The sequence below is a fragment of the Streptomyces kanamyceticus genome (genome assembly GCF_008704495.1).
Taxonomy (GTDB): Bacteria; Actinomycetota; Actinomycetes; order Streptomycetales; family Streptomycetaceae; genus Streptomyces; species Streptomyces kanamyceticus.
Genome location: NZ_CP023699.1, coordinates 396,022 through 419,264, shown reverse-complemented (window position 1 = coordinate 419,264; position 23,243 = coordinate 396,022). Strand labels below are relative to the sequence as shown.

At 67.8% G+C, this 23,243-nt stretch carries 19 protein-coding genes and 2 pseudogenes; 8 read left to right on the top strand and 13 right to left on the bottom strand.

The window, feature by feature from the left end:
• Window positions 1-51: 51 nt before the first annotated feature.
• A complete protein-coding gene (locus tag CP970_RS01670) occupies window positions 52-681 on the bottom strand; it encodes a hypothetical protein (RefSeq protein WP_055545268.1) in 630 nt (209 codons plus the stop codon).
• Entirely contained in the window at window positions 668-1,831 is a 1,164-nt protein-coding gene (locus tag CP970_RS01665; protein WP_055545258.1) for a catalase family protein, read from the bottom strand. The genes CP970_RS01670 and CP970_RS01665 overlap by 14 nt, the downstream gene beginning before the upstream one ends.
• Window positions 1,832-2,203: 372 nt before the next feature.
• Between CP970_RS01665 and CP970_RS01660 the strand changes: the two genes are divergently transcribed.
• From CP970_RS01660 to CP970_RS01650, 3 genes are read left to right on the top strand one after another with little or no spacing between them, the layout of a single operon-like run.
• Window positions 2,204-3,565 carry an epoxide hydrolase family protein gene (locus CP970_RS01660; RefSeq protein ID WP_055545257.1) on the top strand — a complete coding sequence of 454 codons (1,362 nt, stop codon included), beginning with the start codon at window positions 2,204-2,206 and terminating at the stop codon, window positions 3,563-3,565.
• Window positions 3,566-3,616: 51 nt separating this feature from the next.
• Window positions 3,617-4,840 carry an SGNH/GDSL hydrolase family protein gene (locus CP970_RS01655; protein WP_150492860.1) on the top strand — a complete coding sequence of 408 codons (1,224 nt, stop codon included), beginning with the start codon at window positions 3,617-3,619 and terminating at the stop codon, window positions 4,838-4,840.
• Between the two features lie 19 nt (window positions 4,841-4,859).
• Window positions 4,860-5,564, top strand: coding sequence for a nitroreductase (locus CP970_RS01650; RefSeq protein ID WP_055545255.1), 705 nt, complete (start codon window positions 4,860-4,862; stop codon window positions 5,562-5,564).
• Here CP970_RS01650 and CP970_RS01645 read toward each other — a convergent pair.
• The 6 genes from CP970_RS01645 to CP970_RS01620 all read right to left on the bottom strand — a co-directional run bounded on the left by CP970_RS01645 (window position 5,548) and on the right by CP970_RS01620 (window position 12,602).
• Window positions 5,548-7,113 (bottom strand): carbamoyltransferase C-terminal domain-containing protein, encoded by a 1,566-nt coding sequence (locus CP970_RS01645; protein ID WP_055545254.1) that lies wholly within the window; start codon window positions 7,111-7,113, stop codon window positions 5,548-5,550. The two genes, CP970_RS01650 and CP970_RS01645, sit on opposite strands and share 17 nt — an antisense overlap.
• Window positions 7,082-7,906, bottom strand: a complete 825-nt coding sequence (hisN, locus tag CP970_RS01640) for a histidinol-phosphatase (RefSeq protein WP_055545267.1) — start codon at window positions 7,904-7,906, stop codon at window positions 7,082-7,084. The genes CP970_RS01645 and hisN overlap by 32 nt, the downstream gene beginning before the upstream one ends.
• Window positions 7,907-7,984: 78 nt before the next feature.
• The gene (locus CP970_RS01635; RefSeq protein ID WP_191094860.1) at window positions 7,985-8,674 is read right to left on the bottom strand and encodes a methyltransferase; all 690 of its coding nucleotides are present in this window, start codon (window positions 8,672-8,674) and stop codon (window positions 7,985-7,987) included.
• Window positions 8,675-8,703: 29 nt separating this feature from the next.
• Window positions 8,704-9,993, bottom strand: coding sequence for a DegT/DnrJ/EryC1/StrS aminotransferase family protein (locus CP970_RS01630; RefSeq protein ID WP_055545252.1), 1,290 nt, complete (start codon window positions 9,991-9,993; stop codon window positions 8,704-8,706).
• 87 nt (window positions 9,994-10,080) lie between these two features.
• Window positions 10,081-11,097, bottom strand: a complete 1,017-nt coding sequence (locus CP970_RS01625; protein WP_055545251.1) for a Gfo/Idh/MocA family protein — start codon at window positions 11,095-11,097, stop codon at window positions 10,081-10,083.
• Window positions 11,098-11,729: 632 nt separating this feature from the next.
• Window positions 11,730-12,602 (bottom strand): SAM-dependent methyltransferase, encoded by an 873-nt coding sequence (locus tag CP970_RS01620; RefSeq protein ID WP_055545250.1) that lies wholly within the window; start codon window positions 12,600-12,602, stop codon window positions 11,730-11,732.
• 755 nt (window positions 12,603-13,357) lie between these two features.
• Here CP970_RS01620 and CP970_RS01615 point away from each other — a divergent pair.
• A complete protein-coding gene (locus tag CP970_RS01615; RefSeq protein ID WP_055545249.1) occupies window positions 13,358-14,326 on the top strand; it encodes a 3-oxoacyl-[acyl-carrier-protein] synthase III C-terminal domain-containing protein in 969 nt (322 codons plus the stop codon).
• Here CP970_RS01615 and CP970_RS44655 read toward each other — a convergent pair.
• A pseudogene (locus tag CP970_RS44655) lies at window positions 14,325-14,429 on the bottom strand (TauD/TfdA family dioxygenase); the annotation flags it as partial. The gene CP970_RS01615 and the pseudogene CP970_RS44655 overlap by 2 nt on opposite strands.
• Before the next feature lie 104 nt (window positions 14,430-14,533).
• Here CP970_RS44655 and argJ point away from each other — a divergent pair.
• Window positions 14,534-15,697: a bifunctional glutamate N-acetyltransferase/amino-acid acetyltransferase ArgJ gene (gene argJ / locus CP970_RS01605; RefSeq protein ID WP_055545248.1), complete on the top strand. Its 1,164-nt coding sequence runs from the start codon at window positions 14,534-14,536 to the stop codon at window positions 15,695-15,697.
• A 145-nt stretch (window positions 15,698-15,842) separates the two neighbouring features.
• Here the strand turns inward: argJ and CP970_RS44650 are convergent, their stop codons facing one another.
• On the bottom strand, window positions 15,843-17,069 hold the full coding sequence (locus CP970_RS44650; protein WP_224058146.1) for a tetratricopeptide repeat protein: 1,227 nt from the start codon (window positions 17,067-17,069) through the stop codon (window positions 15,843-15,845).
• Window positions 16,994-18,739, bottom strand: a complete 1,746-nt coding sequence (locus CP970_RS44645) for an AfsR/SARP family transcriptional regulator (protein WP_224058144.1) — start codon at window positions 18,737-18,739, stop codon at window positions 16,994-16,996. Before CP970_RS44645 ends, CP970_RS44650 begins: the two co-directional genes overlap by 76 nt.
• Before the next feature lie 181 nt (window positions 18,740-18,920).
• Between CP970_RS44645 and CP970_RS01595 the strand changes: the two genes are divergently transcribed.
• From CP970_RS01595 to CP970_RS01585, 3 genes are all read left to right on the top strand, one after another.
• Window positions 18,921-19,715, top strand: coding sequence for a DeoR/GlpR family DNA-binding transcription regulator (locus CP970_RS01595; protein ID WP_055545246.1), 795 nt, complete (start codon window positions 18,921-18,923; stop codon window positions 19,713-19,715).
• Window positions 19,716-20,164: 449 nt separating this feature from the next.
• Window positions 20,165-20,554, top strand: a complete 390-nt coding sequence (locus tag CP970_RS01590) for a VOC family protein (protein WP_055545245.1) — start codon at window positions 20,165-20,167, stop codon at window positions 20,552-20,554.
• Between the two features lie 122 nt (window positions 20,555-20,676).
• Window positions 20,677-21,129 carry an NUDIX domain-containing protein gene (locus CP970_RS01585; RefSeq protein WP_055545244.1) on the top strand — a complete coding sequence of 151 codons (453 nt, stop codon included), beginning with the start codon at window positions 20,677-20,679 and terminating at the stop codon, window positions 21,127-21,129.
• A 27-nt stretch (window positions 21,130-21,156) separates the two neighbouring features.
• Here the strand turns inward: CP970_RS01585 and CP970_RS01580 are convergent.
• Together CP970_RS01580 and CP970_RS01575 are read right to left on the bottom strand one after the other, a co-directional pair.
• A pseudogene (locus tag CP970_RS01580) lies at window positions 21,157-21,362 on the bottom strand (hypothetical protein); the annotation flags it as partial.
• A gap of 450 nt (window positions 21,363-21,812) precedes the next feature.
• Window positions 21,813-23,228 carry a hypothetical protein gene (locus CP970_RS01575; RefSeq protein ID WP_150492858.1) on the bottom strand — a complete coding sequence of 472 codons (1,416 nt, stop codon included), beginning with the start codon at window positions 23,226-23,228 and terminating at the stop codon, window positions 21,813-21,815.
• Window positions 23,229-23,243 lie beyond the last annotated feature (15 nt).

Here is a 23,243-nt window from a genome sequence, read left to right as displayed (position 1 = left end):
GGACGAGACACTCGTGGCGAGGGTGATCCCAGCCTCGTCCCGGCGGCACCGTCAGTCGCTGATCCTGTCCAGGAACTCGTCCAGCGCCTCGCCGACGCGTTCGAGCCGTCGCGTCTCCACGACCGTCAGGTCCGGATTGGCGACGTACCAGCCCTCGGCCGTGACCTGATGCTCGGCGATCCAGTCCTTCACCGCCGGGTTCTTGATCCCCGGCCAGCCCTCTCCGGCGGAGAAGAGCATGTCCAGGTAGTCGGGGACCTTGGTCGCGAAGTCATCGATGTAGGCGTCCCACTCGCCGTCGTACGCGGTGGCGAAGAGCAGCTTCGTGTCGTTGTCCAGGAAGACGAAGCGCATGTCGTGGACGGTGCCGACCCGCTCGGCCTCCGCGAAGTCGCCATGCCCCAACCTCAGCAGCGCGCGCAACCGCTCGGCCCCGCCGGGCGCGAACGGAACGACGATGGTCAACTCCGAGACCGTGCCCTGACGGCTGCCGACGCGGCCGGCGCTTCCTGCCACCGATGGCGTCTGCGACATCTGCGACTTCAGTTCCTCAAGCACGTTCTCCAGCGCCCTCTTCGCCAGTTGCGGCGCGTCGGCGAAGATTTCCCGCAGCTGTTTGACCTGCTGCTCAGTGGTTTCGTCGCTTCCAGATCCGCGGGCTTTCCGTTCACGCTGTGCCATGTCCGCCATCTCCTTCGAAGACCTCCGCGAGACTGCCCGGCTCCTTGCGCACCTGATGGTTCAACTGATGGCGCAGGATCGACGATTGGCGATAGACCTCTTTTCGCGCCCGCATGATGTTGCCCAGCGGGCGGTGCTCCTGGGTGACGCGCCAGGGCGTCATAGAGGTGGCATCCATCCGGTCCAGATTGTCGTCCCCGCCGATGTCCTGCCGGGGGAGTCGCAGCTTCGCGACCGTCACGAACGGCGACAGCGTCTCGGACCAAGGCACGGTCAGATCCTCTACGGGCATGTGGTCAAGGTCCGTGCAGAGCTGGACCTGGATGTCGAACTCGTAGGGGCGCTCGCGCAACTCCGCCACCAGCGCGGGGCGGAAGACCTGTTCCTGGGCGAGGGGATCGAGCGTCCGCAGCATGACGCGGTCCGCGAACTCCTGGACCGGCGCCACGCGGACCTTGGCGATGTGGTCCCCATGCCGTACGGCACCCATCGTCCAGTACGTCGAGAGCAGCAGGTTGACGTACTTGACCTTGGTGAACTGCAAGAAGGTGGCCAGCTCCTTCCACGCCCACCGCTCCGGAGGGAGCGTTCCCTTGCCGGTGACCCAGTCGTGGAGGAAGAGGTACATCTTGGCTTGCCGCTCTTCCGGCGACTCGTCAGCTGGCGCAACAAGGCCGAGCGACTCGAACAGCGGGGCGATGAACACGTAATGCTCGATGTCGTTCACGAAGAAGACCGGGAGATTGATCATCGCGTAGTCGAAGGTCCGGCTGTCCGGCTCGTCGTCCAGGAGGGTTTCTCCGTCGATACCGAAAATCTTCAGCCCTATCCCGACGGCGGCCCCCAGGAACCTGTCGGCTCCCGTATGGCTGGTTCCCTGCGAGAAGCGGACCAAGGCTTCGTGGCGTCCCGGGTGGCCGTAGATGCCCTGTGCGTAGGGCTTTGGCAGTCCGGCCAGGATCTCGACTTCGCCGCGGGCAAGTCCGTAGCCCTTGGCGTGCGCGTTGCGCACGGCCCGCTGGATCCCTTCGACCTCGACGGACCTCTCGGTGTGTCGCTTCATGTCCTCGATGACGGATTCGAGATTCTTCGCGAAGTTGTCGTCGAAGTGCTCGACGTCGGGGCTGAACCTGACGAATTCCTGTGTCATCTTCGATCCCCTCCTGAACGTGACTCAGGGGGTGGGGGGCTCAACCCAACCGTGTACCACCGGCAGATGAGACTCCGCAACCGGTCGGGTCGTAGACCGGTCGACCGGACGCCGTCGGTGCAGAAGAACCGCTGAAGGCACGGAAGTTGGTAGGTGTGGCCTGCGGGCCGGTCGTGGACGCGGCGTCCGTCCGGCATCCCCGATGCGTGCACGGCCTGCTAGACGTATGAGTGATTCCTGACGGAGGGCTGAAAGGGTATTCAAGGGGCGGCGATTGAGGTCCTAACGTAGGCGTGTTTCACATGACACGGACGTTTGTCGTTTCCGCTTCGGTCTGTTTCGGACACCCGCCATCCGGAGAAGGAGATTCCGATGAGCGCGCAGGAGAATACGGGTCAGATCAACGCTGGCCGTCGGCGATTACTCGGACTCGCGGCAGGCGGCGCCGTCGCCGCCCAACTCGGCTTGCCTCTCAGGGCTCAGGGAGCGACGGCAGGGGAGCCGACAGCCGTCTCCGCGCCGGAGGCAGCCGACTCAGCCGCCGCGGTGAAGCACATCGAGGGCGTACGCCCCTTCCGCGTCGAGGTCCCGCAGAAGGAGATCGCCGCGCTCCGACGCCGACTGCGGGACACGCGCTGGCCGGAGAGAGAGACGGTCAACGACCGCACCCAGGGCGTCCAGTTGGCGAAGCTCCGCCCTCTGGTCGAGTACTGGGGCGCCGACTACGACTGGCGCAAGGCCGAAGCGAAGCTCAACGGCCTGCCGCAGTTCATCACCGAACTGGACGGCCTGGACATCCAGTTCGCCCACATACGCTCCCCGCATGCCGACGCGCTGCCGATGCTCATGACGCACGGCTGGCCCGGGTCGATCATCGAGCTGCTGAAGGTGATCGGACCGCTCACCAACCCCACGGCCCACGGCGGACGTGCCGAGGACGCCTTCCACCTCGTCCTGCCGACGTTGCCGGGATACGGCTTCTCGGCCAAGCCGACACACACCGGCTGGAACCCCGCTCGGACGGCGCGGGCATTCCACGCACTCATGCGGCGGCTCGGCTACCGGAGATACGTATCCCAAGGCGGCGACTGGGGCGCCGCCGTCTCGCACCAGCTCGCGATGCAACGACCCCACGGCCTTCTCGGCATCCACATCAACATGCCCGGAACCGTGCCACCGGCCATCATCCGGCAGCTGCGCAACTTCGACCCCGCACCCGCGCGGCTGTCGGAGCGCGAGAAGGCCGCGTACGACCGGCTGCTGCACTTCTACCGCGACGGCTACGGATACGCGGCGATGATGAACCAGAGCCCGCAGACCATCGGCTACTCACTCGCCGATTCCCCGGTCGGAATGGCGGCATTCAACTACGACAAGTTCGCGGAATGGACCGACAGCGGCGGCGAGCCCGAGAAGGTCCTCACCTACGACGAGATGCTCGATGCCATCTCCCTGTACTGGCTGACCAACACCGGGGCGTCGTCGTCCCGGCTCTACTGGGAATCCGCGCACGCGGGCGGTGGTCCTTTCGACGCCGTCGACATTCCTGACGTCCCCGTGGCGGTCACGGTGTTCCCTGCCGAGATCTACCCCGCGCCTCGGAGCTGGGGCGAGCGGGCGTACGGCAACCTCATCCACTGGAACGAGGTCGACAAGGGCGGCCACTTCGCCGCGTGGGAGCAGCCCCAGCTGTTCGCACAGGAGATCCGCGCGGCCTTCAGGTCACTGCGCTGAAGGCCGCACTTCAAGTGATCAACGAGCTGTGGGTGAGCAGAAGTGGCCAAGATGAAGAATGTCGTCGTCTTCGGCGACAACCTCTCCGACATCGGCAACAGGTGGATCTGGCCGACGGAGCGATCGGGCCGGTCGCCCGGAACCCTGTGCGTGAACGAGTCCGGCCGGTTCAGCGACGGGAAGAACTGGACCGACTTCCTGGTCGAATGGTCCACCGGCGACGCGCTCATGTGGGGAAACAGCGACCTGACGATTCGCAAGTCGGCCGACTACCGCACGCTGTCGCGCCATTCGGTGCTGGACGTCGATCCCGGTGACGAGCCGCCCGAGATGAGGCCGTGGCGGAGTCTCGACGCATACGCCTACGTCGGACATCCGGGTGACGACAGCGGATGGGAGAGGCGGCCGACTCCGACCCCGCAGCAGATCAGGTACGTCAACTACGCCATGGGAGGGTGCGTCGTCAGCCGGGACCGGGCGTTCACCCGCGGGCTCGGATCTCTCAGCTGTCTCAGGGGGCAGGTGGAGGACTATCTGGCACAACGCAGTTTCCTGGGCGCGGAGTTCGACGGACCCACCCTGCACGTCCTGTGGGCCGGGCTCAACGACTTCGTCACCGTGGAACGACCCGACCACGACCGTACGAAGGCGCGGAACCTGCCGTCCACGAACGACTACACGGCCTGGCAGACCTGGAGCCGAGACCATCCCGAGGAGTCCGAGGACGGAGTGGGCGCCTTTCCGGCCGTGGCGGAGACGCGGTCACTGATCGAATCGATCGTGTCCGATTCTCCGGGGGTGGAGGCCGATCAGTACTTCATGGTCGTCGACCTTCCGAACGTGTACGGCGGCGCGCCCGTGATCGACCGCTACAACGCGCTCCTCGCGAGTCTCGTGGCGGACTGGCCGCGAGGAGTCGGCGCACCCGCGCAGGGCCATGTCCACTTGGTGACCATGAGCAAGTGGATGGCGCACGTCGGCCGGGACCCGACGAACTGGCAACTGTCGAGCGAGTCCCAGCCAGCGGGGATCCGGCCCTTCTACGACGCGCGGATGCCTTCGGTACCGGACCGTGATCCCGTCCCGACCGAGGTCCGCCGATGTGCCACCACCAGCGACCCGCGCCATCCGACCCAGGCGGTCCACAGCCTGATGGCCCGCTACTTCGTCGCCGCGCTGCTGAAGAGCGGGCATGCCCTGGGCAGGCTCGACAACGACACCTGCCCCCTCGAATCACCCCTCAGCGCCCTGCCCCTCGACATCCCCACCACCTGAGCCCGGGAGGCGGATCACCGTGGACGTCTACGAAGCGGTCAGGAGCCGCAAGGCAGTACGAGGGTTCACCGGCCGCGAGGTTCCCAGAGAGACGCTGGAGCGCGTGCTGTCCGCCGCGGCCTGGGCACCGTCCGGGTCGAACCTCCAGCCTTGGCACATCTACGTGCTGACCGGCGGACCACTGGCCGAACTCAAGAAGCGCGCCGGTGAGCGTCTGGCCGTCGGCGACCTTTGGGACAAGGCGGAGTACGAGATGTACCCGCCCGAGCTGAAGTCCCCGTACCGCGAGCGCCGTGCCGCCTTCGGTGCACAGCGCTACGGAGCACTCGGCATTCCGCCGGGAGACGTGGAGGCGCGCCAGAGGGCCGCCTCGGCGAACTGGGACGCTTTCGGTGCGCCCGTCGCGCTCTTCTGCTACATCGACCGCGCCATGGGGCTACCCCAATGGTCCGACGCGGGCATGTATCTGCAGACGGTCATGTTGCTGCTCCGCGCGGAGGGGCTGCACAGCTGTGCGCAGATGGCCTGGGCCAAATTCCACCGGACTGTCGCGGAGGTGCTGACGCCCCCGGACGGGCTCGTCCTCTTCTGCGGCATGTCGATCGGCTTCGAGGACGTCACGACGGCCGGGCCTCGCACGGGCCGGGCACCACTTGAGGAGACCGTCACGTTCGTCGACGACCACACGCCTTCCGGTCACGGTGCCATCATTGGCGCAGGGTGATGAACGTGTCGTTCACGACGTATCCGTCCAGGCCGTGGAGCTCGCCGTACGTGATCAGGTCGCTGGTGCAGTTGATGAACCCGCGCCCCGAGTAGTTGAGCGAGGTGTTGCAGAGGACGCTGAATCCGGTCAGTTCACCGAAGGTGGTCAGTAGTTCGGCCATCTGCGGGTTCGACGTCGGGTCTACGGTCTGGGTGCGGGCAGTTCCATCGACGTGCGTCACCGCGCGCAGTTCGCCGGACGCGACCTGGCTGAAGTACAGCATGTAGGGATCCGGTACCCCTCCGCCGAACCAGCGGCCCGCGTCCTGTTCCAGGCAGATCGGGGCGATGGGCCGGTAGCCCTCGCGCTGCTTGATCTTGTTGAGCCTGTCCGTCGTCTCCTCGGTGAAGGGGGCGGCCAGGATCGACCGGTTCCCGAGCGCCCGGGGGCCGATCTCCCAGCGGCCGCGGGCCCAGCCGATGATGTTCCCGTCGCGGAGGTAGCGGGCGACCTCGGCGTAGTCCAGGGGACGGATCTCGTAGCGCTGCGGGTCGAACGCCGCGTCCTCGACGAACTCGCCGCCCGCGTAGACGTCCCAGTCCAGGTCGGCCGTCCCGGTGTAGAAGTGCTGGGCGTCGATGGCCGTCCCGATCGCGGAGCCGCTGTCGTTGGGGCACGGTGGGACGAAGACCGCGGGAAAGAGCCCGCACTCGCGCCAGCGGCGATTCCACTCGCAGTTGAGTCCGCAGCCTCCCGAGATGAGCAGGGGGAGCCCCTCCGTCAAATGCTCTCGGGCGTACGTGTAGAACCGGTCGAAGATGGCGTCCGACAAGCGAGCGGCGAGGCTCTTGTACGCGTCAGACTCCACCCCGATGTTGTGGAAGGGGGAGTCGGCCATCCGGTCCTTGAGGCTCCCTGTGATGACGTTCCTCTGACCGAGTATGAAGTCGATGACCTCCTGCTCCGCCTCGGTCGTCGCTCGGTCCTCCGCGAATCCGGCCAGGGCCATCTGCTTGCCCGCGTCCTGGAAACGGACGAACTCCTCGTGCGGGCTGTACTTGGGGTCGGCGAGCGCGAAGCCGTAGGAGTATTTGTTACCCGGGTAGTTGAGCACTTCCTTGAGGTGCGTCACCTTCCCGTGCGCGTCGATGCGGTAGAACGAGCCGATGTTTCCCTCCCACACCAGGCTGTAGAAGGGCTGGTCCCGGCGGAACGCCGACATCCCATAGGACGTCATGATGTGTGAGCGCTCATGCGTGGAGGAGAAGACGCGCACGTTCTTCCCGAAGAATCGTCCTGCCTCGTCCGATATCGCGGAATCGCCCACGCCGTAGTACCCGGCACGGGAGGGCTGGTCGGTGGCCTGGGTTCCCTTGATCCAGCCGCTCATCGCGACGACGTCCGGCTGTTTGTCCAGCCGGTCCGCCGCTACGGCGAACACCTCGGCGGTCAGGCCGCTGTAGCGGATGAACGAGTCCTTTTCCGCCTCCAGGGAGAAGAGCAGCTTGCCGTCCTCGACGGCTGCGATCGCCCCGTCATGGCCTTCCTTCAAGGAGAGAATCAGCATGATGGTCCGTTTCTCTGAGGATTTTCAGGGAGAGCCGGTGCAACTGCGGATTGGCGGACAAGGCACCGGTGCCGCCCTGGGGCGAGGCGCCCAGGAGATCGGTACAGACACCACCGGCCTCCTCGACCAGGACCTGCACGGCGGTGATGTCCCAGGGATTCACGACGGGTTCGGCCGCGACGTCGAGGGTTCCCTCGGCGACCATGCAGTGTTGGAGGAAGTCTCCGAACGCACGATCCTCCCAGCAGGCTTCGGCCAAGCGCAGATACGCCTCGCGTGAGTGGAAGGTGTCCCAGGTACGTGTGCTGGTGGTGGACAGATAAGCCTGGTCGAGGCGGGTGTTGCCGGAGACCCGCAGGCGCAGGGGAGCGCTGTCGACCGCCCCGCGCCGCAGCCAGGCGCCCCGTCCGGCCGCTGCCCACCAGCGGCTGTGCAGGGCAGGGGCACTGATCACACCGACGGTGGGCCTGCCGTCCTCCAGCAAGGAGATCAGCGTGGCCCAGACCGGCACTCCGCGCAGGAAGTTCTTGGTGCCGTCGATGGGGTCGATCATCCAGGTGCGCCCGGCCGCGACGGAGCCGCCGGTCTCCTCCCCGGCGAAGGCGTCGTCCGGGAGCGTGGACTTGAGCATCTCGCGTACGGCCGACTCGACCGCGGTGTCGGCGTCGGTCACGGGCGTACGATCCGGCTTCTCCTGGATCCGCAGGTCAAGGGCTTGGAAGCGGCGGCTGGTGATGTGGTCGGCGATGTCGGCGAGTCGCAGAGCCAGTTCGAGATCGTCATGTCGTGACATAGGGCGCCTCATTGCACACGTCGTGGGCTCCGGGGTTCAGTCCTCGGTGATTCGGGCGGAGTGTTGAGGGCTGCCGGATCACTTCGCGTGCAGTTCCAGCAGGTGGTACTCCATGACCCGCACTTCCTCGATCCGGCGCACGCGGTCCAGCATGTCGACCCGCATGCCCGCCTTCTCGGCGATGGAGTCGAGCCGTGCGCGGTCGCCGAGGTCGGCGGTGCCGATCAGTAGTCGACCGCCGTCGGTCAGATGTGCATGGGCGCCGGCGATGTAGCGGGACTGGCCCTGGTAGCCGGGGTCGAAGACGGCGGAGTGCAGGTCCGTGGAGAGCGGGAAGCCGTCCTCCACGTACGTCCAGGGCACGTTCCAGAAGATCGCGTCGAACCGGTCGGTGGGCTCAAGGGCCTCGTACATGTCGCTGTGGAGGACGCGCACGCGGTCGCCCACGCCGTGCCGCTCGATGTTGGCGGCCGTGTTGGCCACTGCTTTTTCGTTGATGTCCAGTGCGGTGACGGAGGCACAGCCCTCGAGCGCGGCGGTCACGGAGATGACCCCTGTACCGCAGCCGACCTCCAGGAGGGATCCGCCCTTGGGGTAGGGCACCATCGAGGCCAGCACCTCGGTGGCGGCGCTCAGGGTGCTGGGGAACACGCCTCGGTGCAGGCTCCATTCCTGCCCCAACAAGGTGAAGGAGTCCGGCAGGTCCTCACCCACGAGGGCGTGCTGGAGGACCTGGGCCACGGTCTCGGGGGACTCCTCGACTGTCATGGTCTCTACTACCTCTCCGCTGGTGTGGGTCATCGGGCCATCCCGGCCGCGTATCGCGCGAGTGCTTCCCGGTGGCGGCCGATCTTGCGGAAGGCTTCGGCGTACGCCTCGATGAGCGCCACGTCCTGGGGCCAGTCGGTGAAGGTGGGCAGGGACAGCGCGTGCGCCTCGACATGTGCGGCGTGCGAGCCGGGCTCGGGTGCGTTGCCGCGCTTGGAGGTGCCAGGGAAGAGCGGATTCTCGGCGCGGGCGTACAGCGGCAGGGTGGACAGCTGTGGGCCGGAGGGCGCTCCGACCTCCATGCCCTCGGCGCGCAGCGCGTCGATGAGTACGGAGCGGGGCACGCCGCCGAGCGCCTGGGGCCGGTAGAGCGGCTTGTAGCCGTACCAGGCGCCCATGTCGACGTGGTCGGGGACCCGCACGGGCTCCAGGTAGTCGACCTCGCGCAGCAGTTCGCCGAAGTGGTTGAGGCAGCGGTGGCGGGCTTCCATGCGCGCGGGGAACGCGGCGAGGGAGTGCCGGGCGACGACCGCGTTGAACGGCGACATCCGCAGTTTCAGACCGAAGCCGGTGACCCAGTGGGCACGCAGTTCCTCGTCGACGACCGCGTCGCGGGAGCGGTCGCGATAGTGGCCCAGGAGGGTGGCGCGGTCCTGTATCCGCGCGTCGTCGGTGACGAGGATGCCGCCCTCGCCCGCGTATACGGCCTTGTTGGCCTGGAGGGAGAAGACCGCGGCGTCGCCGAAGGTGCCGACCGGCCTGCCCTTGTAGCGACTGCCGTGGGCGTGCGAGCAGTCCTCTAGGACGCGCAGCCCGTGGCGTTCGGCGATCTGAAGGATGGCGTCCATGTCGCAGGGGTGGCCCCACTGGTGGACCACGGTGACGACCCGGGTCCTGTCGGTGATCGCCGCTTCCAGGGCCTTGGGGTCCAGGCCGCGGCTGGCGGGGTCGATGTCGGCCAGGACCACGTCGCCGCGCAGCACGAAGACGGGGCTGAGTGCCGCGTGATAGGTCAGCGCGGGGCCCACGACCTCGGTGCCCTCGCGGACGCCGAGGGCGAAGTAGGCGGCGAGCAAGGCGCTGGTGCCGGAGTTGAACGCGACGGCGTAGCGCACGCCGTGATCCAGGAAGGCCAGGAACTCGGCTTCGAGTTGGCCGATGGGGCCGCTGTTGCCCTTGATGGAGATGTCGGTCTGCCGTTGCTCGGTGAGCGCGGCCAGTTCGGCCTCGTCCGCGCGGGGCGGCCAGATCTCGTGGGGAAGCGGCCGGTCGATGGCGGGGCTGCCTCCGAGGAGGGCGAGCGTGTCGGCGGTCGTCATAGGTCCTTCCTGCTCCCGCGGGTGGTCTTGGGCCCGGTGCCGGACAGGGGAACCGGCAGGGGTGTCCGGGTTCGGATCGCACGAGCGTCAGGCGCACCGGTCGGCGAGTCGGTCCTGCTCACGCAGTCGATCCCGGTAGATCCCGTTGATCGTGCGCACGACGGCGAGTTGACGCCGGAGGTGGTCCTGGCGGTAGTGATGGTCGTTCAGGTGTCCCAGGTGGTGGGCGATCATGGATCGCACGGCGTCGGTCTTGGGGCCTTTCCAGGTGCGGCGCTCCAACGGCAGCCCTCCGATGGAGTGCAGGACGGCGGCCCCGGGGGTGACGTTCAGCGCGCCCTTCGTGCCGAGCACACAGAGGTGTTCCACCTTCTCGTAGTTGTGGCGTGAGACGCGTAGTGAGCCCGCGAGCCCCGTAGAGGGATAGCTGCACATGAGGCTGACGAGATCCTCCAGCCGACGGTCCCGCATCTCCTGGTAGTGGTGCACGAAGGCGGAGTGCACCCGCGAGGGTTCGGGGAACATTCCGGTGAGCACGTCGACTAGGTGGTAGCCCATGTCGAGGAGCACACCGCCCATCGCCTGCTCTCTGGAGGCACGCCAACCCGTGGTCGGGTGAGCCAGGTTGAAGTGGTAGTCGTACGAGAACCAGTAGGGCTCCCCGACCCGTGCGAGGTTCTCCTGGGCGAACCGGAACACCGGGCTGAAGTTCCGTTGCAGCAGCGTGAAGACGCTGCGGTCGGCCTTCTGCGACAGGTGGATGAGGTGCCGGGCTTCCTGTTCGGTGATGGCGAACGGCTTTTCCTTGATGACGTGCCTGCCGTGTGCCAGGAGTTTCGTACTGACGGGGAAGTGCTCGCTGTGCGGCACGGTGACCACCGCGGCGTCGAAGTCGGCTGATTCGAGTGCCTCACCGAGGGTGTCGTAGTGCGGGAATCCCGACTCGTCGGCGAGTGATGAGGCCGCGGGGGCGGGGTCGACGCCGCCGACGACGTCCGCACTCTCCCGCACGATCGGCAGGTACTCCTTTCCTTGATGCCCAGCAAATCCGACCACCAGGACTCGCGGTCGTGGACGCACGTTCTCTGACCTGTCGCTGGGCATGCGGAAATTCTCCCTCGCGGAATATCATTTGAGGATTGCGCGGGTGGTCAGGAAGGCTTGCGGATTTCCAGCGACGACGTCCAGCACTCGGGGTAGAGGTGGCGTCCATGGGGCGGGGGTCGGCCATCTCCGTCACGTCAGCTGTTTACCGCGTTCAGGCAGGTCCCCCACTTCACCTGCACGCTGGAATCGCGTGCGCCGGGTAAAAATGTATGGAGTCGAGCAACCAAAAAGGGAAAGCCGCAGTGGCCTGAATCGCTTGCAGATCGTGATAGCAATCTGGCCCACGTTTCCTCCCTGGACAATACCTGGAGACCTGTGGGGTGCACGGATTCGCAGAAGGCTTAGGACGCCTCAACTTCTTCTTGACGTGACGTCACGCCATATGGTGAGGGTTATGGGGCCGGTGGGTGTCGTGCCTTCGTTCGGATGCGGATGCCCGGGCGGCCCGCTCGGAGCTGCGGGCCGCCATCGTCTTGGTCTGCCTTGTCGGCGGGTGACGAAGTTTTGTGGTCTCCCTTCTCCCGGGGAATCATTTTTCTTGCCACTGTTGAACGTTTCACGGTTGAATATGTTGGCCAGATTTTCCGCTCGTCGCGGGGCGGGCCGGCTGCCTCGAGCGGGCTACGCGTTCACGGACGACGGGCGACCAGGAAGACGTAGCCGATCTGGGGGAGCGCGCCGAACCGGGGAAGGGAGCGCGTGGAGTTGAAGAACTCGTAGTGACGGTCATCGCCGGAGGGCGAAACGCCGTCGAAGGCATCGGCGAACGCCTGATAGGTGGGCCGGACGTGCTCCCCGATGTCGTTGAACTCCACCAACTCCAGACCGGCGCGGTCGAGAGCCGTGCGGAGCTCTGCCGGTTCGGGCAGCGAGGGGGACCCGAACGCCCGGCACGTCTGACGCACCAGCTCCGCGGAGTCTCCGGACACCGGCGACCGGAGCAGCACATCGGTGATGACCAGCGGGCTACCGGGGCGCAGGGTCCGGGCGATCTCGGCGATGGCGGTGGTCCGGTCGCCGATGTGCATCATCGACTCGATCGCCCAGGCGCCGTCGAAGGACGCGGCTTCGAAGGGCAGTACGCAGGCGTCCGCGTGCCGAAAGTCCACCCGGTCGGCGAGCGTCGCGGCGTCCGCCCGGGTTCGCGCGAGTTCGACATCCTCATCGCTGATCGAGATGCCCGAGACGTCGGCGCCGGTGGCCCGGGCGATGCGCAGGGCGGGCCGCCCGGTTCCGCAGCCGACGTCCAGCAGGCGCCTGCCAGGAGCGGCGGCGAGGCACCCCGCCACGAGGTCGGTGAGCCGGTCGGTGGCCTGGTCGAGGGAGCGGTGGTCCGTGGCGTCGTCCCAGTAGCCGACGTGGATGTTGCCGTCGACAGCCGCACCGTCCACGATCTCGGACTGGGCGTCGCCGACCACGGTCTCAGGGGCGTCCTCGTCGGAGAGCCGACCGGTGTCGGGTGACGCCGGGACGGTGTGGTGCGCGGATCGTTCGTGGGGCATCGAAGTCTCCCGAGCGTTGAGGGGCGATTCAGCTGGTGAAGAGGCCCATCCGCCACATTTCGCTGGGGGAGCGGTGTAAGGCTGAGGCTCGAACGGGTCGGCTCCCCGACGGCGTGGAACCGGGCTGTCGTGCCCTGCGGCAGTTTGCTCCGACGAAGCCATCCGCTCCCTCTCCGCAGGGCCATCACGTGTCAGATCACGCTTTGACGCGTCTCTCAATGTAAGGGTCGCGAGAGGTGTGACGAGGCGACAGTTGGGTGGTATGGCCTGAAAACAGGCACCCCATGCGGATCATGGGGATCCGTGCGAACCGCGCACCGGCTCTGAACGGGCGGCGCGGACCTCGGCCGACGCTGGTGGTCGGCCGCACGGACGCGGGGCGTCGCGAGCCGTCGCCGGGGCCGCCCCCATCCGGCCCCGGCGACGGCTGACACCTCGCCGTGTCGTCGTGCGTACGGGCTGCTCCTAGGAACTCATCCGCAGGAGACCGCAACGGGGCCGAGGGATGGCGGACGTGGGCACTCCAGACGGCAGTCGTGGCAGCGCTTGCAGCGCGCTCGGTGCTTCGCTCGTGCTCCGTGCCAGTCGCTTGCAACCCCCGGCTGCGAGACTCCCTGTGATCGAGCCGCTCGTCGTGGATGCGCCCCTCCTGGGTACCTGCTGCTCCCGAGGGCTTCCTTCCTGTGTCTGCTCATCGACTCGGCCTTTTCGCCTAGCGACCAACAGCCACCGACCGTCACCAAGAAGGGAACGCCATGGCTGGAGTTGTCGATTTCTGCACCGTGCTGCCCTCGGCACGGATCACCGTTCAGCAGATGGCCGGGAAGTCCGGCCTGCCGGAGGAAGCCGTCCGCGCGATCACCACCTGCGACAGCATCCCGGTGCTCGCGGCTGGCGAGCGGGAGTGGGAGCTCGCGCTGCGGGCCGCCCGGACGGTGCTGGAGCGGAACAGGATTCCACCGTCGGAGGTCCGCACGGTGATCTACGCGGGCTCGGGTGAATGGGAGACGTCCATGTGGTCGCCCGCGGCCAAGGTGGCCCATGAACTCGGGATCGAGCGGGCGTACTGCTTCGAGCTGGCCAATCACTGCAACGCCATGACGGCCGCCGTGCAGTTCGCCTGCGACGGGCTCGGGTCACGTCCTGACGAGTACGCGCTCGTCCTCATCGGAGATCGGGCCAGCACGATGCTGGACTACGGGGAAGCCGCGGCCAGGGAGTTGTTCAACAACGGGGACGCGTCCGGTGCGATCCTCCTGTCGGCGTCCGCCCCGCTCGCCGAGGTCCTCGGCTCACGGATGGTCACCGACCCGAGCTGGTGCGACTACTACACGGGCGTGCGCGAGGGCGACAAGGTGGTCGTCCGGCGCCACGGTCATCGGGAAGGCCTCGGCGAGGCGTACATGGAGCACTTCGGCGCGCTCATCGACGATGTTCTCGCCTCGCTGGGCAAGGACCTCACCGACGTCGACCGCCTGCTCGTCACCCACGGCAACCGGAACATCCACGAAGGCCTGCTGAGGAGCCTGGGACTTCCCGCGAGCAAGAGCGTGTTCCTGTACGACCGGCTGGGCCACATGGGCAACGCGGACACCTTGATCGCGATGCGTGAACTGATCACCCGCGACAGCCTCGACCGCGGCGACCTGGTCCTGCACGCGACGAGCGCCCTGGGCTTCAGCTGGGGCGTCATGGCCATGGAGTACCGCGGCCTGGAGGGGTGACGCGGTGCAGCCACCGTTCTTCGCCGTCCCAGGGCGGCGCGAGCGGCGTGCGGGCGTGCGTCGTACGGAAGTTGTCCACGATCAGGAGGTCGCCCGGGGAGAGTTCCAGCGGACGGCGCAGTGGGCGACAACCAGGGTGTGTCACGGTGGCCGGGCAGGTGCCGGGACGGCCCGGCGGCAGCGACTCGGGAAGGGGTATCCGGTCCGATGCATTCCTCGTCTCCTCAAGGCTTCCTTGTCCACCACGGTCGAGCGGGCATCAAAGACGCACGCCCGGACTTCGCCGTGATCGCCTCCGAGGTGTACGCCGCCACGAGCGCGGTGTTCACCCGCTCCCGCTTCGCGGGGCCGAGCGTCCAGATCAGCCGGGAAGCGGTCGCGGACCGGATCGCACGGGGCGTCGTCGTCCTGTCGGGCAACGCCAATGTGGCCACCGGGGCGGGGGGCCGCCAGGACGCCGAGGAGATCCGCCGCCAGGTGGCCGAGGCGATCGGGGCCGACCCGAACGACGTGCTGATCGCCTCGACAGGGTTGATCGGCCACCGCTACCCCATGCCCCTCGTGCGCCGCCATGTCGCCTCGCTGCGCTGGCCGTTCCCCGGCGCCGACTTCGACGCGGCGGCGATCGCCATCATGACGACCGACACCCAGCCCAAGATCCGCCGCGCCCGCTGCGGTGGCGCGACGCTGGTCGGCATCGCCAAGGGAGTGGGCATGATGGAGCCCGACATGGCGACGCTGCTGACGTTCTTCTGCACCGACGCCGAGGTGGGTCCTGTCGTGCTCGATGACATCTTCCGCCGTGTCATGGACCGTACGTTCAACGCCCTGAGCATCGACACCGACACGTCCACGAGCGACACGGCGGCCGTGTTCGCCAATGGCCTCGCGGGCCCCGTGGACCTGATGGAGTTCGAAAGGACGCTGGGAGCCATCGCGCTGGACCTGGTCAAGGACATCGCCCGCGACGGTGAGGGCGCCACCAAGCTCATCGAAGTACGGGTCACCGGCGCCAGGGACGTCGCACAGGCCAAGCGCGTGGCCAAGGCCGTGGTCAACTCACCGCTGGTGAAGACCGCCGTGCACGGAGCGGATCCGAACTGGGGGCGCGTCGCCATGGCGGTGGGGAAGTGCCAGGACGACCTCGACATCGCCCCCGAGCGCGTCACGATCGGCTTCGGGGGCCAGGAGGTGTACCCGGGGAGCCCCGGCCCCGAAGAGCTGGCGCGCGTCGCGGAGCACCTCAAGCAGGCAGAGGTCGGGCTCCGCGTCGACCTCGGCGCCGGCCCGCACTCCGCCGCTGAGTTCACGGCCTACGGCTGCGACCTCACCGAGGGGTATGTGCGCCTCAACGCCGACTACTCGACCTGAAGCCACTGGGTTCCGTTCCGACCGTTCTGGGGACGGTCGCGACGGTACGTACACGCCGCGATCTGTTCAGAACGTGCTGCGAAAGGGGCATGCCGAGCGTCGCTGACCGCCGCCGGTGGCGGCGAGAGCGGACATGTGGGCGTCCTCAGGGAGGATCCGCTGCCGCGTCCCGCAACTTCTTCAGCAGTTGACAGGTGTCGGGGTGGCCCCACTCGGCAAGGATCGCTGCGGCCTGCCCCCAACTGGACCGTGCGGCAGTGTGATTGCCCTGTTCGTGCAGGGTGTCGCCGATGTGGCCGAGAGTGTCTGCCTCAAGGGCGCGGTCGCCGATCTCCCGGAAGAGGACGAGGGCCTGGCGGTAGCAGTCCAGGGCGTGTGCGTGCTGCCTGAGATGGTGATGGGCGTATCCGAGGCTGTCCCAGGCGGCGGCCTCGCCGTTGATGTCTCCGGTCTTCTGGTGCAGGGCGACGGCCGTGGTGCACTGGGCCAGGGCCTCGTGGTGCTCGCCGCGCAGGATGTGGGTCCAGCCGATCTCGTTGAACACGCCGGCCTGCCTGCTGAGGTCGTCCGTCGCGCGGTAGTGGGCGAGGGCCTGGGCGTAGTGCTCCAGGGCTTCCTGGTGGCACGCGCGGCTGTTGGCCAGGAAGGCGAGGCTTCGTAGCGTACGGGCCTGGCCGTCGCTGTGGCCGAGGGCGGTGAACAGGTCCAGCGCGCTGCCGAGGTGGGACGCGGCCTCGGAGTCCACGCCGATGCGGTGCAGGGCGAAGCCCAGCGTGCGATGGAGGTGGGCCCGCCCGAGCCGGTCGTCGTGGCGCTCGGCCGCCGCCAGGGCCACGCGCTGTACGGTGATCTGTTCCTCCCTGAGGCCTCGCCGGTCCAGGAAGAGCTCAAGCGCCAGCGCCAACTGCCAGGCATGGACGGGGAATCCGCAGGTAGCGGCGCGTTCGATCAGGGCGAGCAGCCCCGGAAGTTCGACGGTGAGCCATGCGGCGGCGGACTCCCGTCCCGTGAGGGGCTCGGGTGCGCTGCCCGCGCGGCACGGGGGCGGCGTCTCGCGTTCGACGCGATGCGGGAAGAGCAGGTCGACCGCGGCTTGTGCGGTACGCAGGACATGGTCGAGGAGTCGCCCGAGTGCCTCTCGGCGCCCTTGCTCGCTCTCCTCCGCGTAGAGGAGTTCGTCCGCATAGGCACGCAGCAGGTCGTGGCTGGTGTAGCGGCCCGTCGCGTGCTCGATCAACAGGTGGGAGCGGACCAGGGCGGTCAGTGCCGCGCGGGCCTCGCCCGGCCTCAGAGCGGTCAGGCTCGTCGCGGCGGACCGGGAGACGTCGGGGCCGGGATGGAGTGCCAGGAGTCGGAACAGCCGGGTGGCCACGGGGTGAGTGCCCGGTGGGACCAGGAGAACACGGCCCGGACGTCGGCCTCGTCACCGGAGAAGGCGTCCAGACTGCCGTGGCCCGCGCGCAGTTCGGCGGCGATCGATGCCAGTGGGAGGCCGGGGCCCGCGGTGGAGTGCGCTGCCACGATGACGAGGGCCAGGGGTAATCGGCCGCACAGGGCGATGACGGCCTCGACGGCGGCCGGTTCGGCGGCGATCCGCTGTGCGCCGATCCGCTGGGCCAGGACCTCGCGTGCTTCGGCGTCACCGAGCGGACCCAGGGTGAGGGAGTGGGCGCCGTCGGCGGTGATCAGGCCCTGCAGTCGTCTGCGGCTTGTGACGATGACGAGCGAGCCGGGTGAACCGGGGAGGAGGGGCCGTACCTGTGCGGAGTCGCGGGCGTTGTCGAGCAGGACCAGCACGCGACGATGCGTCAACAGGCTTCGGTAGAGGCCGGCTTGGGCGTCGGGGCCCGCAGGCATGTCGTGCGGATGCACGCTCAAGCCATGGAGGAAGGCGCGCAGGACATCGCCAGGCTCCACAGCGGCACCAGCAGGATCGAAGCCCCGCAGGTTCGCGTAGAGCTGGCCGTCCGGGAAGCGGTGGGCGACGCGGTGGGCCCAGTGCACGGCCAAAGACGTCTTGCCGACGCCCGCCATCCCCTCGATCGTGGTGATCACCGTGGCCTCGGGAGTGGCGGCGGGATGGTCGAGCTCGGGCAACAGGGCTAAGGCGCGGGCGAGTTCGCTGCGGCGCCCGGCAAAAACCGGCAGGTCGGCGGGGAGTTGCGCGGGATGGGGCGCCGGAGTGCGGGCTCCGGACGGCGTTTCGGCTCGCGGGCGGCGACGGGGCGCTGGTGCGTCGCCGCTGTCCGGCCCCGGGGGCGTACCGGATCGCCATACGTCGGAGGGGTCCTGGTCGAGCACGCGCTGATGTGCCTCCGTCAGCTCGCGCCCGGGAGCGATGCCCAGCTCCTCGGCCAGTCGGTCTCGTACGGCGCGGTAGGTCGCGAGTGCCTCGGCCCGGCGCCCGGCGGCGGCGAGAACGAGCACCAGACGAGCCTGGAGCGGCTCGTCCAGAGGATGGCTGGTGGTGGCCCGGCGTAGCGGGGCGAGGACGCGATCCGGCGTACCAGCCGTCAGGGCGTCGACGGCGGCGTCGCGTACGACGCTGACACACTCGTCGTCGATGGCCGTGAACACCGGGTGCCCGCGGATGTCCGCGGGGACACCGTCGGCGATCGGCCCGCGCCACAGCGCCAGCGCTTCGTCGTACAGGTCGGTCGCGGTCTTCGGTGAGCCTTCGCTCGCCGCCTGCCTGGCCCGCGCCGCCAAGCGGCGGAAGACCAGCAGGTCCAGACCGCCGGTCTGGGGGTCGAGGCGATAGCCTCCGGAGTAGCGGGCAACCGTTCCGACCGCCCTGTCTTCGCCCGTCGGCGTCTCCGGGGCCAACAGGCGCCGCAGTGAGCCCACATGGTGGCGCACGACGTTCGTCGCGCTCTTGGGCGGACCCTGCGGCCACAGTACGTCCACCATGTCGCTCAGGCTCACCGGTGAGCCCGCCCGTACCAACAGGAGCGCCAGCAGCGCCCGCTGCTTGGGCGGACCCAGAGCGAGCTCGGTGTCGCCTCGCCATGCCCTTACCGGTCCGAGCACTGTGAACCGCATAGTCAGAGACTGTAGTCGGACCTGCGGTGACCGCCCGGTCACAGCAGCGGCCGAGTCCGCAACGAAGCCCTTTTCGACACCTTTTCGACACACCACCTCATCTACGCTCGCGACGATGCGACGGGCGGAATCACACGTGTGCCTAGGGGTCGGCTGAAGTTGACACGGGGGAGGGCTACATATGGGGGATACAGTCATGGGCCGGGCGGTCGCCGGGGAGGGCGAGGACCGGCGCCGCCGCATAGTGATCAGCGCCAGGCGAGCGGGGTCCGTCGACGTCACCGCGATCGCCGCTGACCTCGGGGTGTCCAAGGAGACGGTGCGGCGCGACCTGAGCGCGCTGGAGCGGCGCGGCCTGGTGCGGCGCACGCACGGGGGCGCGTATCCGGTGGAGAACAGGGGTTTTGGGACCACGCTGGAGTTCCGCACCGGGATGCACGTCGTGGAGAAGGAACGGATCGCGGCGGCCGCCGCGAAACTCCTGGGGGATGCCGAGACGGTCTTCATCGATGAGGGCTACACCCCGCAGCTGATCGCCGAGGCGCTGCCCGACGACCGGTCGCTCACCGTGATCACCGCGTCGCTCGCCACCGCCCAAGCCCTGGCGACCAGGCCGCGGGCCACCGTGCTGCTCCTCGGCGGCCGGGTCCGGGGCCGCACGATGGCCACCGTCGACCACTGGGCGGCGCAGATGCTGTCCGAGTTCGTCATCGACCTGGCCTACGTGGGCGCCAACGGCATCTCCCGCGAACACGGTCTGACCACCCCCGACCCGACGGTCGGCGCGGTCAAGCGGCAGGCGATGCGCGTCTCGCGCAGGAGGGTCTTCTCCGGGGTGTACTCCAAGTTCGGTGCGGTGAGCTTCTGCCGCTTCGCCGATGCGCGCTCCTTCGAGGCGATCGTCACCGACACCCGGCTGTCGCCGACCGAGGCCCGGCGCTACGCAGTGCTTGGACCGGAGGTGCTGCGGGTGTGAACGTGCACGGAGCCTGCCGCCGGGAGGATGACGACTGCGAGGCACGTGAGGGAGGACAGTGGGGCACGGCAGGCCGTGGTCCGCGTAGATCCGTATGCGGGTATGACAGGTGGGGATCCGGTCCAACTGGAGAAACCACAGGACCATTCGGGCCGCCACCCTCTCGAACCGGCCTCGGTCCTGACAGGCACGCGGGTTGAGTTTGGAACAAGCCGGTGCCCACCTGCATCATTTCGCGTACATGTCATGGGCACGTCGACTCGACCACTGTACTGAACTGCTCGACCCGCGAACAGACCAGGTCAGACAGCAACATCCTGCTGGAGCACTAGGACCAAAGGTCCAACTCGTGGGCGCCGGCGGCCGGATGTGGCCCGTCGCCTGTGCTCCCTAGTGTGGCCGTACCCCGTCGCCGTGCCTCGGTTGACGCCACCGATGAGGGAGCCGCCATGCCTGTCGAACTCAATCACACCATCGTCGCCGCTCACGACCAATATGTGTCCGCCCGGTTCCTCGCCGACCTGCTCGGACTCCAAGTAGGCCCGCCGGACGGCCCATTCACGCCCGTGGTCGTCGCGAACGGGGTCACGCTCGACTACTACGACCGCGCTCTCGATGACTCTGAACTAGGTCCCGAAATCACACCGCAGCACTACGCGTTCCAGGTCACGGACGAGGAGTTCGACGCAATTCTCGCCCGCATCCGGGCCGGGAACCTGCCGTACTGGGCCGATCCGCACCACCGAACGCCGGGTGAGATCCGCACCCGGGGCCGCAGCCGCGCCGCCTACTTCGAGGACCCGAACGGGCACAACATGGAGATCTTGACGCCGAGTTGATTAGCACCGCCACTGCCGCTACCGGCGAGGGTTCCACTCGTTGGAGGGGCGGTCCGACAAAACCGTCGTGGCGCGAGTCACCGTGGGTTCAAATCCCACACCCACCGCTTGCAGGTCAGCGTGTGTGCTGGTCAGAAGGGTGTCTCTCATGGAGAGGCACCCTTTTCGTGGGTGGGGGGGGCGTGTTGCTGGTCCGCCCCTCGTGCAAGCCGATGTGGGAGATCCCCGGCGGGTACATCGAGATGGGTGAATCCCCCTTGGCCGCGTGTCGCCGCGAAGTCGAGGAGGAGCTAGGCATCACACCGGTCATTGGCCCGCTCCTGGTGACTGATTGGGCACCGAACCCCGGCGAGGGCGACAAGGTCCTCTACATCTTCGACGGCGGTGAACTGAACGCGGACGCCGCAGCGTTGATCAAGCTAGCCTCTGACGAGCTGCTGGCCGCCGAGTTCCACCCGGCGGAAGACTTCGATGAGCTGCTGATCCCCAGGCTGGCCCGCAGAGTGAAGCGTGCCGTGATCGCTCGAAGCGAAGGCCAGGCCGCCTATCTCGAACACCGCGAGGCGCCAGCGTAGCCAATTCATGATCGCTAACGTGGGCGATCAGTTCATGAGGCTGACGGGGCCCGTCGGCCAGCGGACCGATTCGTCCATGAGCAGGTAGAGGATCCCGACGAGCGAACCCTGCTGACGATCTCCTTGCGGTCGATCATCCCTCGCGCCTCCGAGAGGGGGACCCACTCGATGCGGTCCGACTCGTTCTTCTCGGTCGGCGGCCCCGCGTAGGTGGCGCCACCGATGCGGACGATGCACTCTTTGAAGAGCGCCATGGACCGACCTTCGCCTTCGGTGACCAGCGTTAGTCCGAGGTCCATGATGGGCTTGATGGCTTGTGCCGCGGCGACAGAGGTACGGATCGCGCCGCGGCTGACGTTGTGCTCGCAGACCAGGCTGGCGATGGACTGGCGGTTCAGGAACGCCATGCACACGGCTCCGATTTTGTCGGCCGGGATCGCCGGGCGGCGCCCGCCCTTGCTGCCCTTCGCCTCGGCGGCCCGCAGCCTGTAGTGGTGCCCGAGCGGCGACGACGGCGGTCGGCAGGCGAGACCGGGGGTACCGCCGCTCCTCTATGTGCCACCCCAAGGCCGGATTCTTCGCGTGGCGTGGACGGGTAGAGCTCGAGAGACGAGCCGGGATGGCAAGGAGGCGCCCCCGCTCAGGCGAGCGGAGGCGCCGTTGTGCGGTGTGGTGATGATTGGTCAGTGGACCTTGAGAGAGAAGATGCTGCGGTCTCCCTGAAGGCTCTCGTTGAGGCCCCATAGCCGGCCTGAGTTGGGAGCGTAGGAGAGATTCTGGGTGAGGCGGGGGGTCTTGGTGAGCGCGACTGGCGCTTCTCCGGGCTTGGCGCGGTGGATACAGGAGAAGGCCCTGTTCGACTCGGGCGGGGACCCGTCTTCATCCGGCCAGCTGTCCGGGCAGGCGCCGCTCATGTAGTAGTAGGTGCCGTCAGTGGCGGCGCCTTGCTGCGCCCACACGGGAGACTTGTAGGCCGCCGAGGCAGTGGTGTCACCGATACCGGCTCCGTTGTCGGCCTTGGGGAGCGCTACCTCGGCGTTGAGGGGCCAGCGCACCACCCGGCCGCGGGTGCCTTGTTCCTTAGAGGTCTTGTAGGTGACGTGCTCGGAGGAGACCAGGGCGTCGGGGTACTTGCTGCGGTCCAGGCTGAGCGAGCTGAGACAGAGTTTGCTCCCTCCGGGAGCGCACGTACGGCCGGCGGGGGTGCCGTCGATGAAGTACCGGCCGATCATGGGCATGGCCCACTGGTGCCACCGCGCCGAGGAGGTCTTGCCGTCGGTGGTGCCGACCTTCCCGTCGATGTTGGTCATGCGCCAGAGGTGACGCATGTCGTACACCTGGAGTTCTCCGCCATTGGCGACGAACAGGCGGTTGCCGTACCAGACCATGCCGTCGGCGTGGGTCTCGGTGACGGCCTCGAAGTTGGTGCCACTCGCATTCGGCTTGACCAGGAGGACATGCCCGTAGGTCGGGGCAGTGCCGCCGGTGTTCTTGACGATGGAGATCCGCGCGAACTGGTCCTTGTCCGACTCCCCCGGCTTCTTCGGGTCGCATACAGTGCCCTGCCGGAAGCACGTTCCGAACTGCCATGCGGCCAGGTACAGGTGGTTGCCGTCGACGGTGCCCTCGGGAGTGGAGTCGTGGCTGGCGGTCAGGCCCTGCGGCATCCACCCACCGTCGAAGGTGTAGGCGCTGGAGTCCTCATCCTTCTGGTCCCAGCAGAACCCGTCCGGCACCAGCCGGGTTTCCAGAGGTGCGACGCCGTGGCACAGGCCGGCACGGCCCTTGTGCTGCCCTGAGGTGGCGACCTGCAGGGGCGTCACCTTGGTAACGGCGCCGCTGGCCTCGATCGCCTTGATGCCCTCCAAGCTCTTGTCCCACTGCGCGGTGAGCGTCGACAGCTTGAAGGACTTGACGATGGCGGGATCAAGAGGAGCGAGCGTTTCGGCCTTCACCGCAGCACGCGGTTCGGGCTCTGCGGCTGCGCCCATGGGCGCAGCTATCAAGCCGCCCAGGAGCGTAACGAGGGTCAGCGACAGCCCCACGAGGGAACGACGCCTCGGCAACCCTTTTGATGTGACCAACTGTTGATGTTGCATCAGCGCAAGCTATCC

Excerpts from the sequence above, each read along its gene's own strand:
- CP970_RS01670 (WP_055545268.1), bottom strand. The coding sequence starts at position 681 with ATGGCACAGCGTGAACGGAAAGCCCGCGGATCTGGAAGCGACGAAACC.
- CP970_RS01665 (WP_055545258.1), bottom strand. The coding sequence starts at position 1,831 with ATGACACAGGAATTCGTCAGGTTCAGCCCCGACGTCGAGCACTTCGAC.
- CP970_RS01660 (WP_055545257.1), top strand. The coding sequence starts at position 2,204 with ATGAGCGCGCAGGAGAATACGGGTCAGATCAACGCTGGCCGTCGGCGA.
- CP970_RS01655 (WP_150492860.1), top strand. The coding sequence starts at position 3,617 with ATGAAGAATGTCGTCGTCTTCGGCGACAACCTCTCCGACATCGGCAAC.
- CP970_RS01645 (WP_055545254.1), bottom strand. The coding sequence starts at position 7,113 with ATGCTGATTCTCTCCTTGAAGGAAGGCCATGACGGGGCGATCGCAGCC.
- hisN (WP_055545267.1), bottom strand. The coding sequence starts at position 7,906 with ATGTCACGACATGACGATCTCGAACTGGCTCTGCGACTCGCCGACATC.
- CP970_RS01635 (WP_191094860.1), bottom strand. The coding sequence starts at position 8,674 with ATGACAGTCGAGGAGTCCCCCGAGACCGTGGCCCAGGTCCTCCAGCAC.
- CP970_RS01630 (WP_055545252.1), bottom strand. The coding sequence starts at position 9,993 with ATGACGACCGCCGACACGCTCGCCCTCCTCGGAGGCAGCCCCGCCATC.
- CP970_RS01625 (WP_055545251.1), bottom strand. The coding sequence starts at position 11,097 with ATGCCCAGCGACAGGTCAGAGAACGTGCGTCCACGACCGCGAGTCCTG.
- CP970_RS01620 (WP_055545250.1), bottom strand. The coding sequence starts at position 12,602 with ATGCCCCACGAACGATCCGCGCACCACACCGTCCCGGCGTCACCCGAC.
- CP970_RS01615 (WP_055545249.1), top strand. The coding sequence starts at position 13,358 with ATGGCTGGAGTTGTCGATTTCTGCACCGTGCTGCCCTCGGCACGGATC.
- argJ (WP_055545248.1), top strand. The coding sequence starts at position 14,534 with ATGCATTCCTCGTCTCCTCAAGGCTTCCTTGTCCACCACGGTCGAGCG.
- CP970_RS44645 (WP_224058144.1), bottom strand. The coding sequence starts at position 18,739 with ATGCGGTTCACAGTGCTCGGACCGGTAAGGGCATGGCGAGGCGACACC.
- CP970_RS01595 (WP_055545246.1), top strand. The coding sequence starts at position 18,921 with ATGGGGGATACAGTCATGGGCCGGGCGGTCGCCGGGGAGGGCGAGGAC.
- CP970_RS01590 (WP_055545245.1), top strand. The coding sequence starts at position 20,165 with ATGCCTGTCGAACTCAATCACACCATCGTCGCCGCTCACGACCAATAT.
- CP970_RS01575 (WP_150492858.1), bottom strand. The coding sequence starts at position 23,228 with ATGCAACATCAACAGTTGGTCACATCAAAAGGGTTGCCGAGGCGTCGT.